This is a genomic window from Bacillus infantis NRRL B-14911, from assembly GCF_000473245.1.
Classification (GTDB): domain Bacteria; phylum Bacillota; class Bacilli; order Bacillales; family Cytobacillaceae; genus Bacillus_AB; species Bacillus_AB infantis.
Window position 1 is genome coordinate 4,817,921 of sequence record NC_022524.1, and the last position, 15,825, is coordinate 4,833,745.

Consider the following 15,825-nt stretch of genomic DNA (forward strand, 5'->3'; position numbering starts at 1 on the left):
ATGAATCATACTTCCGTTTCAGAAAATAAGCAGCTGCATCTGCCGAAGCATTTCATCATGGTGCTGGTCCTTTCTATGGTCCTGCTCGGCTTATGCGTATTGGCTTCACTTGCTTTTGGATCCCGCATTGTGGGATGGAATGATCTGATGGACGGCTTATTCCATCCGGAAGCAGAGAGCCATGGAGCAAATGTGGTGCGCCAAAGAATTGCCAGGACTGTATTCAGCTTAATGTGCGGAGCGGCATTAGGAGTTTCCGGTGCCCTCATGCAGTCGGTCACCCGCAATCCAATTGCAGACCCAAGCATATTGGGAGTCAACACAGGGGCAGCCTTATTCGTTGTCTGCGGAATTTCCTTTTTGGATATAGGCAGTGCTGGCCAGTATATCTGGCTTGCATTGGCTGGTGCATTCATAACTGCCATTTTTGTATTCGGAATTGGTTCAATGGGGAGTGGCGGTGCCACGCCCCTTAAGCTCGTTTTAGCGGGTGCTGCCACAAGTGCTGCGTTATCATCCCTTGTGATGGCGGTTATGATTCCCCGCTCCAACGTGATGGATCAGTTCAGATTCTGGCAGGTGGGCAGTGTTGGGGCAGGAAATTGGAACTCTGTCTCCATTTTCATACCCTTTCTTATTATTGGACTGCTGATTGCCGTCTTCACAGCTCCAGGACTGAATGCACTGGCACTAGGTGATGAAGCCGCCAAGGGGCTGGGAGTCCGGACAGGAACCCTCAGGCTTTCCGCTGCCTTTGGCGGCGTCCTTTTATGCGGTGCGGCGACAGCGCTGGCAGGCCCCATCGGCTTTATCGGCCTGTTGGCCACACACCTGATCAGGCTCGTCATCGGCCCGGATCTGCGGTTTGTCATCCCGATGTCTGCTCTTTCAGGCGCAGCCATCTTAACCATAGCAGATGTGTGCGGCCGGGTACTGGGAAGTCCGGGAGAGCTTGAAGTCGGTGTTGTTACAGCCTTTATCGGGGCTCCTATATTGATCTTAATTACTATGAAAGCGAAAATGCGTGCGTTATGATGAATGAATCCATGAATCTTATTATGATGGGCAGACTAAAGAGACGACGCCGGTTTGTCCTTGTCACTTCGCTTCTTGCCATGATCGCCTTCTCCCTCTGCGGGACCATGCTTATGCTGGGAAACACGATTTATCCTGTTTCAGATGTCATCAGCGTGCTGATGGGCGAAAAAGTAAAAGGCGCTTCATTTGCAGTGGGCACCATACGCTTCCCGAGAATGATTGCAGGTGTTTTTACAGGGTTTGCTTTTGGCGCTGCGGGACATGTCTTCCAAACGATGCTCCGCAATCCCCTGGCAAACCCGAATGTGATCGGCATAACAGCCGGATCCAGCGCCGCTGCGGTTTTTTGCATCACCGTCCTCCACGCGAGCGATACCTTTGTTTCCATCGCATCAATTATCGGCGGGCTTACTGCAGTGGCTGTTATTTTTCTATTATCAAAAGGTTCTTCTTTCTCAATAGGCAGATTAATCCTGATCGGGATCGGCATCCAGGCCATGCTTGATGCTGCCGTATCCTACTTATTGCTGATTGGCCAGCAGAATGACCTCCCTGCTGCCATGAGATGGCTGACAGGGAGCCTGAACGGGGCGAAAATGGAAGATCTTTATCCGCTCATGATTACAGTCCTGATCTTTGCCCCCATCATCATGATGCTCGGGAAAAGGCTGGATATGCTGGAGCTTGGGGAACAGGCAGCCACCTCACTCGGGGTAGATACCAATAAGACGCGATTGATGCTCATCATCAGTTCAGTGCTGATCATTGCATTAGCTACCGCGGCCACAGGACCGATCGCATTCATCGCGTTCCTTTCCGGGCCCATTGCCAAGAGGCTGGTGGGGGTTGGATTCTCTAGCATCGTCCCGGCAGGCCTTGTCGGCATCATTTTAGTACTGGCAGGAGACCTTATCGGACAGTTCGCATTCGATGCCAGATATCCTGTAGGTGTGATCACAGGCATTATCGGTGCCCCATATTTGATCTACCTGCTGATCCGAATGAATCGAAAGGGTGATTTATAATGAAACCGACACATGATTTCCGGGCTGAAGGAGTCACTGCCGGATATGATCAGAAAACCATCCTGCATGATATAAGCATCAGCATTCCCAGCAGCCAAATAAGCATCATCATCGGTGCCAACGGCTGCGGTAAATCGACCCTGCTCAAAACAATGGCAAGGCTGATCAAACCTGATTCCGGGCAGGTTACCCTGGGAGGTAAGCCCATTCATAAAATTCCGCCAAAACAGCTGGCCCGGGTCCTCGGGCTTCTTCCTCAAACACCGATTGTTCCTGAGGGAATAACGGTTGCAGACCTGGTTGGACGCGGAAGATTCCCGCACCAGTCTTTTCTGAAAGGCTGGACTAAGAAGGATTATGAAGCTGTTGCTGAAGCAATGGAGCTGATGAAGATCACTGAATTTGCCGACCGCCATATCGATGAACTCTCAGGCGGCCAAAGACAGCGTGTCTGGATTGCCATGGCGCTGGCACAGCAGACTGACATCCTGTTCCTGGATGAGCCGACAACCTACTTGGATATCACCTACCAGGTCGAGATCCTCGACCTGCTGACAGACCTTAACCGGAAGCACGGAACGACAATCGTCATGGTCCTTCATGATATCAACCTGTCTGCCCGTTATGCAGACCATATTTTTGCTCTCGATAAAGGAAAGCTTGTGGCAGAGGGAGCGCCATCAGAGGTTATTACAAGCAAATTGATCGAAGATATTTTCGGCCTTCACTGTACGGTTGTAGAAGACCCTGTTGCAGGATGCCCATCTGTAGTGCCTATAGGGCGCCATCATGTAAAAAGGGAATTTGCCTATAATTGATTTGCCGAAAAATCAAAAGGGTCTGGTCCCAGCTTTACTAAGCTGGGACCAGGCCCTTTTTGGTCTCTATTTAAAATTCTTCCTTTTCAATTGGATGTGAGGCCTCATAAATCAGTACATCCAGCTCTTCTGTGTAAGCTGCTGCCTGTTCCTCTGACCAGCTGAATTCTTTTTTCATGAACATGATCACAGCATCCTTATGTTCCCGGACCCACCCGATGTCAAAGAAGAGGGCCCCTGTCCTTCTGATGAAGAAGTCGACAGGCTTGTAGGCCATTTCGTAGTCAATGCTGTATCTTAAGCCCGCGTAGACGACTGGATCAAGATTTTCTGCCAAAGCCTTTTCTTTGCCGTTTTTATAGATATCAAAGACGATGTCCACGTTGGAGCCATAGCGCTGAACAAGCTTCCTTGCTGCTTCTTCGGTCAAGCCCAGCTCTTTTCCTTCGCTCACTTTGTTTGTCATAAATGACTTAAATCCTTCAGAACCGCCCACATCGCCGCCGGATATTGGCAGGTGCATCGTGGCTGTTTTAGGATAGTCTGCTTCATCTTCTTCACCCAGCTGCTTTGCCACTAGATCGACGATGCTTTCCGCCATTTTCCGGTAGCCTGTCAGTTTGCCGCCGGCGATGGAAATGAATCCGGAATGCGACACAAAGATTTCGTCCTTGCGCGAGATTTCAGAAGGTGATTTCCCGTCTTCATGAATCAGCGGCCTTAATCCCGACCAGCTTGATTCCACATCATCAGCCGTGATCTTCACATCAGGGAACATGAAGTCAATCGCACCAAGGACATAATCCCGGTCTGCCACCGTCATTCTTGGATGGGCAATATTCCCTTTGTAGACCGTATCTGTGGTGCCTACATAAGTCTTGCCTTCACGCGGGATGGCAAAGACCATGCGGCCGTCAGGCGTGTCAAAGTACACGGCCTGTTTCAGCGGAAATCTTTTGCCGTCGAATACAAGATGGATCCCCTTCGTCAGCTGCAGCGATTTGCCTTTTTTGCTATGGTCAATTTCCCTCAGTGTGTCTACCCATGGGCCTGCTGCATTGACGATTTTCTTTGCCCGGATTTCCTGTACCGTTCCATCGGTCAGATCTTCCGCTTTCACACCTGCCACTGCACTGTTTTCATAGACAAGATCAGTGACTTTCATATAATTGAGTGCAAGCGCCCCTTTTTCAACCGCTCTTTTCATGACTTCAAGAGTCAGGCGGGCATCATCTGTTTTATATTCAACATAATAGCCTGCGCCATTCATCCCCTCGCGCTTTAACAGCGGTTCCCGCTTCAGGGCTTCTTCCGGCTTCATCATTTTTCTTCTTTCGTCCTTTTTGACACCGGCAAGGAAGTCATATACCCTCAGGCCGATATTCGTTGTGAATGGTCCGAAAGTGCCTCCCTTATAGAACGGAAGCAGCATCCATTCCGGTGTGGTGACATGCGGCCCGTTCTCATACACAATGGCCCGCTCTTTGCCGACTTCTGCGACAACCCCAATTTCAAATTGCTTCAAGTAGCGCAGTCCGCCGTGGACAAGCTTTGTGCTTCTGCTGGATGTACCGGCAGCAAAGTCCTGCATTTCAACGACAGCCACCTTCATCCCTCTCAGGGCGGCATCCAGCGCGATTCCAGCGCCTGTAATCCCGCCGCCGATGACAAGAAGGTCCAATGGCCCCTTCTGTATTTTTCCCTTTATATCATGTCTTTGTAAGTTGGTGAATTTCATCAAATCAGTCCCTTCAGGATCATCATATTCATGTTTCAGCCCGGCTCCAGCCTATGAGGAGCTGTCTTGTTTTTTTAAGCTCTATAAGTCCCATACCCGAAAAACAAAAAAAGAGACCACAAATCAGCCCTGCTTTTCGTTGCCGAAAAATAGAGCGATGTGGTCTCTCGAGTTCTCCATCCAAATATATTAACTTGTTTTTAGTATACCATAATAAAGCTGAAAATTAAAGCATTCCAATCGTTTTGTGGAACATTATGGAAATTGACTTCATTTATACTCACGGGTGGCCGCCACAGCTTTTTTCCAGCCTTTATAGAGTTCTTCGCGCGTCTCTTCGGCCATTTCTGCCGTGAAAGTGCGGTCCTTTTTCCAGTGTGCTGTGATTTCCTCTTTTTTGGACCAGTAGCCTACAGCCAGGCCGGCTAGGAAAGCAGCCCCCAGTGCGGTCGTTTCATTGACAACCGGGCGGTCTACAGGGGCGCCGAGGATGTCGCTCTGGAATTGCATCAGGAAGTTATTTTTGACCACACCGCCGTCTACCCGCAGGGATTTCACCTCTGTACCGGAATCTGCAGCCATGCTGTCCAGCACATCTCTTGTCTGATAGGCGAGCGATTCCAGGGTCGCCCGGATAAAATGCTCTTTTGTCGTCCCCCTGGTCAGGCCGAAAACCGCACCGCGGGCATCGCTGTCCCAATACGGTGTCCCCAGTCCGACAAAGGCAGGGACCACATAGACGCCTTCTGTAGAATCGACCCTCAGTGCATACTGCTCGCTGGCTGAAGCACTGTCGATCATCCTCATGCCGTCGCGCAGCCATTGGATGGCCGACCCCGCTACAAAGATGCTGCCTTCAAGTGCATATTCAACTTTCCCATCCACGCCCCATGCAAGCGTCGTAAGCAGCCCATGGCTCGATTTAACAGGTTCTTCACCGGTATTCATCAGCATAAAGCAGCCGGTTCCGTAAGTGTTCTTCGCCATCCCTTTTTCAAAGCAGGCCTGGCCGAACAGAGCGGCCTGCTGATCGCCGGCGATGCCCGCAATCGGGACATTATGCCCGAAGAAGTGATAGTCCACTGTATGGGCATACACTTCAGAAGATGGGCGGACTTCAGGAAGCATGCTTTTTGGTACAGTCAGGATGTCAAGAAGCTCTTCATCCCACTTCAAATCATAAATATTGTACATCAAGGTCCGGGAGGCATTGGAATAATCAGTCACATGAACCTTCCCCCCGGAAAGCTTATATACCAGCCAAGTATCAATGGTGCCAAACAGCAGATCGCCGTTTTCTGCCTTCTCTCTTGCACCTTCCACATGATCAAGAATCCACTTTACTTTTGTACCTGAAAAATAAGGGTCCAGAAGAAGGCCGGTTTTACTATTGAACAGATCATTATATCCCTGCTCCCGCAGGTCGCGGCAAATAGGCTCTGTCTGACGGGACTGCCAGACGATGGCATGGTAAACGGGCTTCCCCGTGTGCTTATCCCAGACAACCGCGGTTTCACGCTGATTCGTGATGCCGATGCCCGCTATTTCCTCCGGTCCCACATCAGCCTTCCGCAGGACGGATGCCATACAGGCAAGGATCGAGGTCCAGATTTCGCTGGCATCATGCTCTACCCACCCTGGCTTTGGAAAAAATTGCTCAAATTCCTGCTGAGCCGTTTCCACAATCTCACCGTTTTTATCGAATAATATGGCACGGGAACTGGTTGTGCCCTGATCAAGTGCCAAGATGTATTTCCCCATAGATATTCCTCCCTCCGCTTGATAAAAAAGAGCGGGGGGCAGATAGGCCCCTTGCTCTCTATATATTTTGCAGACTATTAAAAGATCGTGTAAAGCGCTGTGTTTGCCAGTGTGATCAGTGTCATCAGCAAAGTATTGATGAAGGCGCCCACATAGACATTTCCTGTTTTCCTATAGAAGTAGCGGTTAAACAGCGCCGCTACGAGAAGGGCTGGCACCAGGCCAATTACAATGATGGAAGAAAGCGATTCGCCCGGATAGCCGGCCGTTCCAGTCGTAAACAACAGGCCGTAATGGTAGGCCAGGTAAAGAACAAGCCCGCCGATGAAATGGAAGACAGAAATGAGATAGCCTTTCCATCCATTATACTTCACAGTCGCTGTATTCATGTTGACGGACAGGCCGACAACAAAGTAGTAGATCAGGAATAATGGTGCATATTTCAGCAGTGCTGCCAGATGCTGGCCTTCGAATGTTTTTACAGCGAATGTCCAAATGCGGAAGTCTACCTGGAAAAGGGCATCCATCAGATAAAGAACCCCGTAGCCGATCGCAACAGCCCCAATGGCAGTGACAAGCGAAGCAATAACTGACTTGACGCTTGCTTTCACGCCATAATTCTTAATGGCAGCACCTTCAGGTTTTTTCGCAACATAATGGTAGCCGACCATCATCATCAGTGTGATGATTGCCACATTGATCGCCCAATACAGAACTGGATTCACAGTCGGGGCGCCAAAAAGCTCTGTTGTGGCAAGCATTTTATCCTGCAGCCTTAGATAGATATATTGAATCACACTTAGAACGAGCATGATAGCAGAAACTGTCTTGATGCTGCGCTCTGATTTTTTCACAAAAGAAGAAATCAGGACAATGGCAGACAGGGCAATGAAAATCATACTGATCTGTCTTAGTAATCTCATTCCGTAGACATCTCCTCCATATAGTGCGGAGAAGAATAAGGCAGGGAAAAGCCCCCCGACTACGATCAGGATCAAACCTGCCAGCTTCGCGCCGTTTGTCTTTGGAGCAGGAAGCGGCTCTGGCCTGCCGGTATAGATGCTGTTAAGGAACGGCAGCCTTGATAATAAGGACACAACTGGCACAAACAGCAGGAAGAATCCGATCAGGGCGACAAAAGAGAACCACTCTTTAAACATCCATGTCTGCCCATCACTATCCACTGTTAATGAACCATTATAGCCGGCAAATGCCCTATCATAAAAATCGATGGCATCTCCTGTAGACGTTTTGGAGAAATGATTCCAAGGATGTGTCTCATTTGGCTGATAAATGATTCTTTCTCCGCCGTTCACCTTATACACTTTCCCAGCCTCAGGCTTTTCCGGGTTGCCCAGGAAGCTCATGCCTTCTTCTGTTGCAGCATAGTTTTTCTTCACTACAGGCGTACCGGCAGCTGCTGCTTCTGCATCAAAAAAGAATTCATCATACTGTCCGGCAATTTTTCCGGAAGGCCTGGGCCCATAAGAGTTGTTGATATCTTCTATAGTATAGCCGAGAGACTTCAGCCATTGATAGTCAGACCCCATTGTAAGGGAGCTGTAGATTTTCCTGATGCCGCTTTCCTGGAAATCCACTTCATCCAGCATGACGGCATGGGTGGAAGAGAAACCGCCCATACTGTGGCCGGAAACTGCAATGATGCCATTGCCGTTTTCATCTTTCAGGACATAATCCTGATCATACATATACTGGACAGCATCATAGATCGCATGCGGCCAGAAGGAGAAGAATGGAACCGGCTTTTCCATTGTGCCTGTTGAATGGCCATGGTCATACTGATCCAAGGCGAGGACTACGTAACCTCTCTTTGACATTTCGATAGCCTGTGCATCCTGCATTTCTGCAGAGTTCAGGTAGCCGTGCGTAGCCACGATGGCTGGCCTTGCTTCCTGATCTGCACCATCCGGCTTATACAGAAGACCTGAAAGCTCCCCTCTTGGTGTATCAAAATAAATGCGTGAGACATCCACATCCCCGCTCGAGCTATTAAACTGGGAAGCACCAAAGCTTCCAGCAAGAATTAACAGCAAAGAAATCACTAATAAGACGACCGGCTTCTTTACTCTATTCATCTCATATCCCCCTTTTAACCTATTGATATTCAAGATATATTGCCTAAATAACCAGATCGGAAAGACAAAAAAGACACATTAAACACCCCTGAATCCTGAATTCAAGGCATTTAATGTGTCTCCTCATCTCGTCACGGGTTATTAACTTATCCCTAGTGTAAATTCAAATGAAAACGTTGTCAACATAATTCGACAATTTTCTGAACAATGTTCTATTTTAAAATAAGGAAAAAGGCCCTGTCACCATAAATCCCGATTGGAGGTGGTGACGGCAGATGCTCCGTTATTCAAAGCACTTTGTATATCCTCTTCGGTACGGATGAGTCCCCCTGCAATCAGCGGAATATCTGTTTTCTCATGAATTTCTTCCATGATGCCCGGGATGATGCCGGGCAGAACCTCGATATAATCCGGTTTGACTTTGCGGCTGATCCTGACATTATGCTCCAGTACATGGCTGTCCAGTGCAAACAGTCTTTGAATCGCAATGACATTGTGCTTTTTCGCCAAAGAAATGACATTAACCCTGGTAGAGACGATGCCGTCCACCTTCACGTTATTGATCAGATATTCAATCCCATACTCGTCCACCTTCAGCCCTTGAACGAGATCCGCATGCACAAACACCTTCTTCCCGCTCTGCTTCGCATACTTGACCACACTTTCGATCTGCGACAGGCGCGTCTCCAGAAGAATGATATGCTCATGATCCCTCTTCAATACATGCTCAAAATCTTTCATATTTCGAATAGCCGGGATTATGCCAGTAAACAATAGATCACATCCAGTTTATGTTAGTAGAAGTCTGTTAGGTACATTCTGCGGGTTTGGGCAGGATTTAGCAATAGCCTAACACCTGACATATCTCCTCTTAAAGCCAAGCCGTCCTCTATCTACTTCTTTCTGCAGATTTTCGTATGGATTCAGCAGACTGTTCTTTTTATTTTCCCGCTTCATTTCTACCACACCAACTTCCTGTGCGGTCCCGAGCGCCTTTTCATGCTGCGGCAAATAGGAAAGCCCGACAGTGTATATGAAGTTGCTCATAGAAGATTTCGTTCTTTCCGGCGCGTCATGGATAGACTTTTTCGCAAGATCAAGCATACTGGAGATCTTCTCTTCCTCAAATTCATGGTCCTTCCGGTTCCCCAGCAGCCAGCAGTAGCAGCTCCAGCCTGCAGACATCTTCAGCTCGTCACCGCTGGCAATCCATTTGTCTGCAACCTCCTGAGCGATCTCTGACTCTGACAAAGTGACTGCCACTACATAGTCTGAGATCATATAAAAATACGCAGAATCGATCCAGCGGTCATAATCAGCCTCCATCATACCATTCGGATCTGCAATGATGCCGGCAAAATACATGGCATCATAGTTTCCTGTCGAGTAGAGTTCTTCGGCTAATTTCTGATCGATCTTTATTTTCTTCGCCATCGGCTTCATAGCCCCAGTCGCGACTCCAAAGAGAGGCTCATGGGCGCCATTGGACAGGTATATTTTCTTTGTCCGTTCCTTGCCTAGGGCTTCAAGCTCCTGCATGACTGTTTCGAAATCCATCTTCCGCACTTCCTTCCATGAGCTATTTATTTATAGCTCTATTTTATCATTCCTGCACAGCTTATAATCCGGGTAAAAATAAAATACGAGGCAAAACCTCTCCCTTACTGGCAGGCTTTACCTCGTTCCTATTTATTAAACCTTTGACCTTGTTAATCGGGCAGCAGCCTGCATGAACGGCCTTTATCCCGGTTCAATGGAGTTGCTCTTCAAATGATGATCATCAGCAGTCCAAAACCGATAATCCAGATCATCGGAACAGAATTAAAGATGATGGCAAGCCTTTTATTGCGCCCGCGAAGCACCCAGCCCAGAATGGAACACACAATAACAGCCACAGGATACAGCCCGATGCCTATGACAAACGCACTGTTTCCAAGGGCGATCCCACTGTCAAAACTCATAAATGACAAGCCCCAGATAGGAAACCAGGGAATAAGGCAAATAACATAAATGAGCTGGCTGATGATCAGAAATATCTTCATTATGTTCCCCCTTGCAGCGGCTATGCGCATGTCCGCAGTATGATCTGTGCTATATAAATCAGCCTATTCCTCGTGAGGATTTCTTAGCACTAAAAACCAGCCATTCCATTCTACTAGCTTAATGGGCATTTGCCTATAATAAAGAAAATTAAAGCCGTACCTTCTTCAATCCCAAAAAAAGCACAATAAAAAGAGGCTTCCCGATTGTCCAATCAACATTTGGAAAGCCTCTAAGCTTTATAATTTCTTTTAATTGTCATTCATAAACCTCTGCAGAAAATCGATTATCTCTCTCATTGTAAGAACGCTGAGATGCCATTCATGAATCGTCTAATTCACAAGCTGGTATGACGCCGCAAATGAACAGAATTCAAAGCTGTTTCCCCTGTTTCCCCTCAATCGGCCGGTCAAAGACAAATACAGTCATGGCGATATCTTCTTTAATATTAATATCGGAAAACAGCCTGATCACTCTGGCGTCCATCAGGTTTTCAAATTTTAATTGGACTTCCGGCTTTTTGTAGATTTCTTTTACAAATCTTGTTCTCGTTTCATGGACCATATCTTCCCCTTGTGCCGAAGTGATCATGAACTTTTCCACATTGGTCAGATTCCCTCTCATTTCACTGACAGCCCAGGAGCCAATGAACTTGGTGGTTATTTCTTTAGGCCCATTTCCAACGTATTCTTTTCGGATTTCACGGACAAGCATACTGAATTGATGCTCCAGATTCTTTGCCATGATCTGTCCCTCCTATTGATACACATAGTTTGTTATAAAAAAGGAAACCCATTCATTATAAAATGAATGGGCCAGGATTCAGGCTTATTCTTTTAAGCCTTCCCCCATACCTTTTAATAGATTGAATCCAAATCCGAGCACACGGTTGATGTCAGGATCTTTTAAGGCCTTCATTAAGTCAAAAATCCCGATTTTGCTATCCTCTTTTAATCCCTGCTCAGCCTTTTTCATTCCTGCTATCAAGCTTTTTGACAGCTTGGCTGTTGTCTCTGGATCAAGCTGGGTGAGGATGCCTCCTGCTGCCATTGCGTTATTGATCATGTTTGTGACAGGCTCGCGTGTGAGCTGGCCGATTGCAGCATGTGCAGCATGCTCTTTTGCTTTCAGAAGGCTTCCGGCAGCATCCAGTATCCCGCTGTCATGCAATTCCTGCAAGAGAGCCAATGTCTCAAGCAGGGAATCTTTATTTTCCGCAATCCCGGAGAGAAGATTCTCCAGGGATTGCTGCTTCAATTGTTCTTCTGTCAGTTCTGTCTTTTGAATGATGCTAATCGGTTTTGCCATCAGGCATTCCTCCTGTCATAGGTACCAGGGAAGACATGTTCGTTGACAGTGCTGAGCGGTACATAATCACCGCGTTCCCACTTGCGGTAGATTTCAAGACCCATTTGCGGTGTGCGTGTCGCATAGCGGGGATTGTACTTCGGAAGAGGATTCTCTCCATTCAGCTGGAGGATCTCCATCCGCACCTTCACTTGCTTGTAAGCAGGTGTATGTGTCACAACGTCAACCGCACCGCCAGTCAGGAGGTTGACCGCACTTTCATGGCTTGAAGAGTGCATTGGCACATAGACCGTTTTTCCAACAACGCGATCGGTTACAAGGACAGGCAGCTTGATCGCACCATATGGCGAGATCAGGCGTACTATCGAGCCTTCTTCTACGCCGCGTTCTTTTGCAAGTTCAGGCGATACTTCAACGAACACTTTAGGGAATTTGTAGTTCAGTCCCTCTGATTTATGAGTCATGTTTCCTTCATGGAAATGTTCGAGCAGTCGTCCATTATCCAGTGATAGATCGAACTCATCCGGGAATACAGCAGGCGGTACATAGTCAAACAATCCGAAGCGTGCTTTTTTATCAGGGAAGTTAAAGCCGTCCTGGAAAAGAAGCGGTGTGTTCGATCCATCCTGAGATCCCCAGTGGAAGCTGTTCCAGCCTTCAAGAACATCATAGCTGCACTGGCTGAAGAATGGAGTCAGGCTTGCCATTTCGTCAAAAATCTCGCTTGGGTGAGAGTAGTTCCAGTCATAGCCCATCTTTTTAGCCAGCTGAGTAAGGATCCACCAGTCCGGTTTGCTGTTGCCCATAGGCTCTAATGCTTTGTATAGACGCTGAACGCGGCGTTCAGTATTTGTAAATGTCCCATCTTTTTCAAGAGAAGGAGCACCCGGCAGTATCACATCAGCGAATTGGGCTGTTGTTGTCAGGAAGATTTCCTGCACCACAAGGAAGTCCAGCTTCGCAAGCATTGCCTGTGTATGGTTAGAGTCAGCATCAACCCATGCCATATCCTCACCGGCAACAAACATTGCCTTCAGATTGCCTTTATCCACTTCACCGAGCATTTCAATATTATCTAGCCCTGGATTTTCAGGCAGTTCCACGCCCCAGGCTTTCTCGAATTTCTCACGTAATTCTTTATTTGTCACAGACTGATAGCCAGGGAAAATATTAGGCATCGTTCCCATATCGGCAGCACCCTGTACGTTATTATGTCCGCGCAATGGATAGGCACCAGCATTCGGACGCATCATGTTTCCAGTTGCCAGAAGAAGGTTCGCAATGGCAACAGAAGTGTGGGAGCCGGCGATATTCTGTGTTACACCCATTCCCCAGCAGACGACTGTTCCATCTGCGTCACGGATCATTTCAGCCATTTCTTTTAATGTTGCAACAGAAATGCCTGTAATGCTTTCAGCTTCTTCAAGTGTATAAGACTCGATCATGCTCAAGAACTCATCATACTGATTCACATGTTCTGTGATGAATTTCGCATCATGCCAGCCTTGGTCAATCATATACTTTGTGACAGCGGAAAGCCATACAAAGTCAGTACCCTGCTTTGGACGTACAAACAAGTCGGCACGGTCACCCATTTCATGCCTGCGCACATCCACTGTGATCAGTTTCTGGCCATGTAGCTTCTGCGCACGCTTGATGCGTGTCGCAAGGACCGGATGTCCTTCTGCCGGAGCACAGCCTACCAGGATGACAAGCCCTGCACCTGCAATATCCTGGATCGTTCCAGAGTCGCCGCCGATGCCTCCTGTCTGCTGCAGTCCCCATGACGCAGGAGACTGGCAGTAGCGGGAACAGTTGTCGACATTATGTGTGCCGAACACCTGGCGGGCCATCTTCTGAATCAGGTAGTTTTCTTCATTTGTGATCTTAGATGAAGAAATGAAACCTAATGCATCGCTTCCGTAAGTATCTTTGATTTCTCCGAGGTTTTTGGCCACAACAGAAAGAGCTTCATCCCAGCTCGCTTCCACAAACACATCGCCTTTACGGATCAATGGTGAAGTGATACGTTCCTGGGAATTGACAAAGTCCCAGCCAAACTTGCCTTTTACACAAGTAGAAACGCTGTTGACCGGCGCATTCTCTGATGGTTCAATTTTAAGGATTTCACGGTCTTTTGTCCAAACTTCAAATGAACAGCCGACACCGCAGAAAGTACAAACCGTTTTTGTTTTCTCGATCTTTGTTTCACGCATGGCTGCTTCTACTTCTGAAACGGCCATGATTGTTTGATAATCCGGCTCAACTGCTTTTACAAGGTCGATCATAGGAGTAAGCAGGTCATCAGACATGCTTGTCATGAAGCCAGCGTTTCCAAGCATTGATTTTTCCATCAATGCGTTACAAGGACAAACAGATACACATTGTCCGCAGGAAACACAAGAGGATTCATTGATGCTTTTTCCTCCGTCCCATAATACGCGCGGCTGCCCTGTTTCCCAATCAATGGTCAGCGTTTCATTTACCTGAAGATCCTGGCATGTTTCCACACAGCGGCCGCACAGAATACATTGGTCAGGGTCATAGCGGTAAAACGGATGAGACATATCGACTTCATAGCCCTTAGAACGATGCGGACGCGTCTGGTGCTCAATCCCCATCATTTCTGCTGTGTTATGTACACGGCAGTTGCCATTGTTATTGTCACATACAGTGCAGTACAGCAGATGGTTTTCTAAAATACGGTCCATTGCTTCCTCTTGGGCGCCTTTGGCGATTTCAGACGAGGTGGCAATGTCCATGCCGTCTTCCACAACTGTAGAGCATGCACGCATCAGATTGCCATTCACTTCACACATACAAGTATCACAGCTCTGTACCGGTCCAAGAACCTCGGAATAGCATATATGCGGATGTTCGATTTCCTGCTGCATGAGATAATCTAAAATACGAGTTCCTTCTTCAACCTGGTGTGCTGTTCCGTTGATCAGAACATTCACTTTTTCCCCCACGGTAAAGCCTCCTTAGTAAAAAAACAAATCTATCCAAAAAACAAGAGTAATTATCAGCTGGCTTTCTTAATACTTGATTTTGCTCTCATAGATGATTGAAGAGAATCTTTATGAACCATCCAGTAAGCCAATGCTACGAAGACTCCTCCGCCAATGGCATTTCCAATGGCAACCGGTACAAAGTTTGCAGCATAATCAGCCCATGTGAAGCTCCCTGCAAAGATGGCTGCAGGAATGATAAACATATTGGCTACAACGTGCTGGAAGCCGATGGCAACAAATGCCATGATCGGGAACCAGATCGCAAGAATCTTACCGCCGATATCATCAGCTCCGAAAGCAAGCCAGATGCCTAAACAAACGAGCCAGTTACAGCCAACAGCGGATATTAGAGTCGGCCAGAATGCCTGATCTATTTTTGCTCCCGCAACTGCTATAGTTTTAGTCAGGAATGCACCTGTTTCCGTCATTCCAACAACATGTCCAAAGAAATAAGCTACAAAGATTGAACCAATAAAATTACTAACCAAAACCAGCAGCCAATTCCTGCCCAGCTGCTTAAACGTCGCGCGCTTCGCCATCACAGCCAGCGGCAGTGCCATCATATTGCCTGTCAGCAATTCTCCGCCGGCAATAATGATCAGCATCAACCCTACCGGGAACACGGCTCCGCCAATAAGCGAGCTGAAAGTGCCCCATTCATGCGGCAGGTCAGCAACAACCCGGATATATAATAAGAAACCTAAAGAAATAAAAGCTCCACCTAAAAATCCTAAAATGAGTGTGTGCGCCGGCCGCATGGTAGCCTTCTTCACCCCAGCTTCAACCGCCATTTCGGCGATCTGCTGTGAACTATGAAATGCCATATTTCTTCCCCCAATTATTGTCTTTATGGTCCACAATACATAAGGCATAAGGCTGCCTCTTAGGACCATCTCTCTAGAACCAGCCTGCCGTATTAAAGGGCATATGAACGAGAACACAAAAAAAGCCCACTATAAAAAGGCCCCATGCATTTGCATGTACCGT

General features: G+C 47.7%; 13 protein-coding genes. 3 read left to right on the top strand and 10 right to left on the bottom strand.

The genetic code is table 11. The features are described 5' to 3' along the window. Genes N288_RS23875 through N288_RS23885 form a run of 3 tightly spaced genes read left to right on the top strand, consistent with a single transcriptional unit; the run spans position 1 to position 2,881 of the window. Positions 1–1,035, top strand: coding sequence for a FecCD family ABC transporter permease (locus tag N288_RS23875; protein ID WP_009794674.1), 1,035 nt, complete (start codon positions 1–3; stop codon positions 1,033–1,035). After that, the gene (locus tag N288_RS23880) at positions 1,032–2,063 is read left to right on the top strand and encodes a FecCD family ABC transporter permease (protein ID WP_009794675.1); all 1,032 of its coding nucleotides are present in this window, start codon (positions 1,032–1,034) and stop codon (positions 2,061–2,063) included. Before N288_RS23875 ends, N288_RS23880 begins: the two co-directional genes overlap by 4 nt. Then, positions 2,063–2,881, top strand: a complete 819-nt coding sequence (locus tag N288_RS23885) for an ABC transporter ATP-binding protein (protein ID WP_009794676.1) — start codon at positions 2,063–2,065, stop codon at positions 2,879–2,881. The genes N288_RS23880 and N288_RS23885 overlap by 1 nt, the downstream gene beginning before the upstream one ends. A 70-nt stretch (positions 2,882–2,951) precedes the next feature. On the opposite strand, the gene N288_RS23890 is transcribed toward N288_RS23885, so the two are convergent. The 10 genes from N288_RS23890 to N288_RS23935 all read right to left on the bottom strand — a co-directional run bounded on the left by N288_RS23890 (position 2,952) and on the right by N288_RS23935 (position 15,662). Next, positions 2,952–4,619 (bottom strand): glycerol-3-phosphate dehydrogenase/oxidase, encoded by a 1,668-nt coding sequence (locus N288_RS23890; RefSeq protein ID WP_009794677.1) that lies wholly within the window; start codon positions 4,617–4,619, stop codon positions 2,952–2,954. Between the two features lie 270 nt (positions 4,620–4,889). Further along, the gene (gene glpK, locus N288_RS23895) at positions 4,890–6,380 is read right to left on the bottom strand and encodes a glycerol kinase GlpK (RefSeq protein WP_009794678.1); all 1,491 of its coding nucleotides are present in this window, start codon (positions 6,378–6,380) and stop codon (positions 4,890–4,892) included. 77 nt (positions 6,381–6,457) lie between these two features. Further along, positions 6,458–8,476, bottom strand: coding sequence for an alpha/beta fold hydrolase (locus N288_RS23900; protein ID WP_009794679.1), 2,019 nt, complete (start codon positions 8,474–8,476; stop codon positions 6,458–6,460). Positions 8,477–8,716: 240 nt separating this feature from the next. Beyond that, positions 8,717–9,250, bottom strand: coding sequence for a glycerol-3-phosphate responsive antiterminator (locus tag N288_RS23905; protein ID WP_022544619.1), 534 nt, complete (start codon positions 9,248–9,250; stop codon positions 8,717–8,719). Between the two features lie 75 nt (positions 9,251–9,325). Continuing rightward, positions 9,326–10,033 carry a DNA alkylation repair protein gene (locus N288_RS23910; protein ID WP_009794681.1) on the bottom strand — a complete coding sequence of 236 codons (708 nt, stop codon included), beginning with the start codon at positions 10,031–10,033 and terminating at the stop codon, positions 9,326–9,328. 209 nt (positions 10,034–10,242) lie between these two features. Next, positions 10,243–10,518, bottom strand: coding sequence for a hypothetical protein (locus tag N288_RS23915; protein WP_022544620.1), 276 nt, complete (start codon positions 10,516–10,518; stop codon positions 10,243–10,245). A 370-nt stretch (positions 10,519–10,888) separates the two neighbouring features. Continuing rightward, positions 10,889–11,260 carry a Na-translocating system protein MpsC family protein gene (locus N288_RS23920; protein WP_009794683.1) on the bottom strand — a complete coding sequence of 124 codons (372 nt, stop codon included), beginning with the start codon at positions 11,258–11,260 and terminating at the stop codon, positions 10,889–10,891. Positions 11,261–11,344: 84 nt separating this feature from the next. Next, positions 11,345–11,824: a helical membrane plugin domain-containing protein gene (locus N288_RS23925; RefSeq protein WP_009794684.1), complete on the bottom strand. Its 480-nt coding sequence runs from the start codon at positions 11,822–11,824 to the stop codon at positions 11,345–11,347. Then, entirely contained in the window at positions 11,824–14,796 is a 2,973-nt protein-coding gene (gene fdhF / locus N288_RS23930; RefSeq protein WP_009794685.1) for a formate dehydrogenase subunit alpha, read from the bottom strand. Before fdhF ends, N288_RS23925 begins: the two co-directional genes overlap by 1 nt. Before the next feature lie 53 nt (positions 14,797–14,849). Then, on the bottom strand, positions 14,850–15,662 hold the full coding sequence (locus tag N288_RS23935) for a formate/nitrite transporter family protein (RefSeq protein WP_035402980.1): 813 nt from the start codon (positions 15,660–15,662) through the stop codon (positions 14,850–14,852). Positions 15,663–15,825 lie beyond the last annotated feature (163 nt).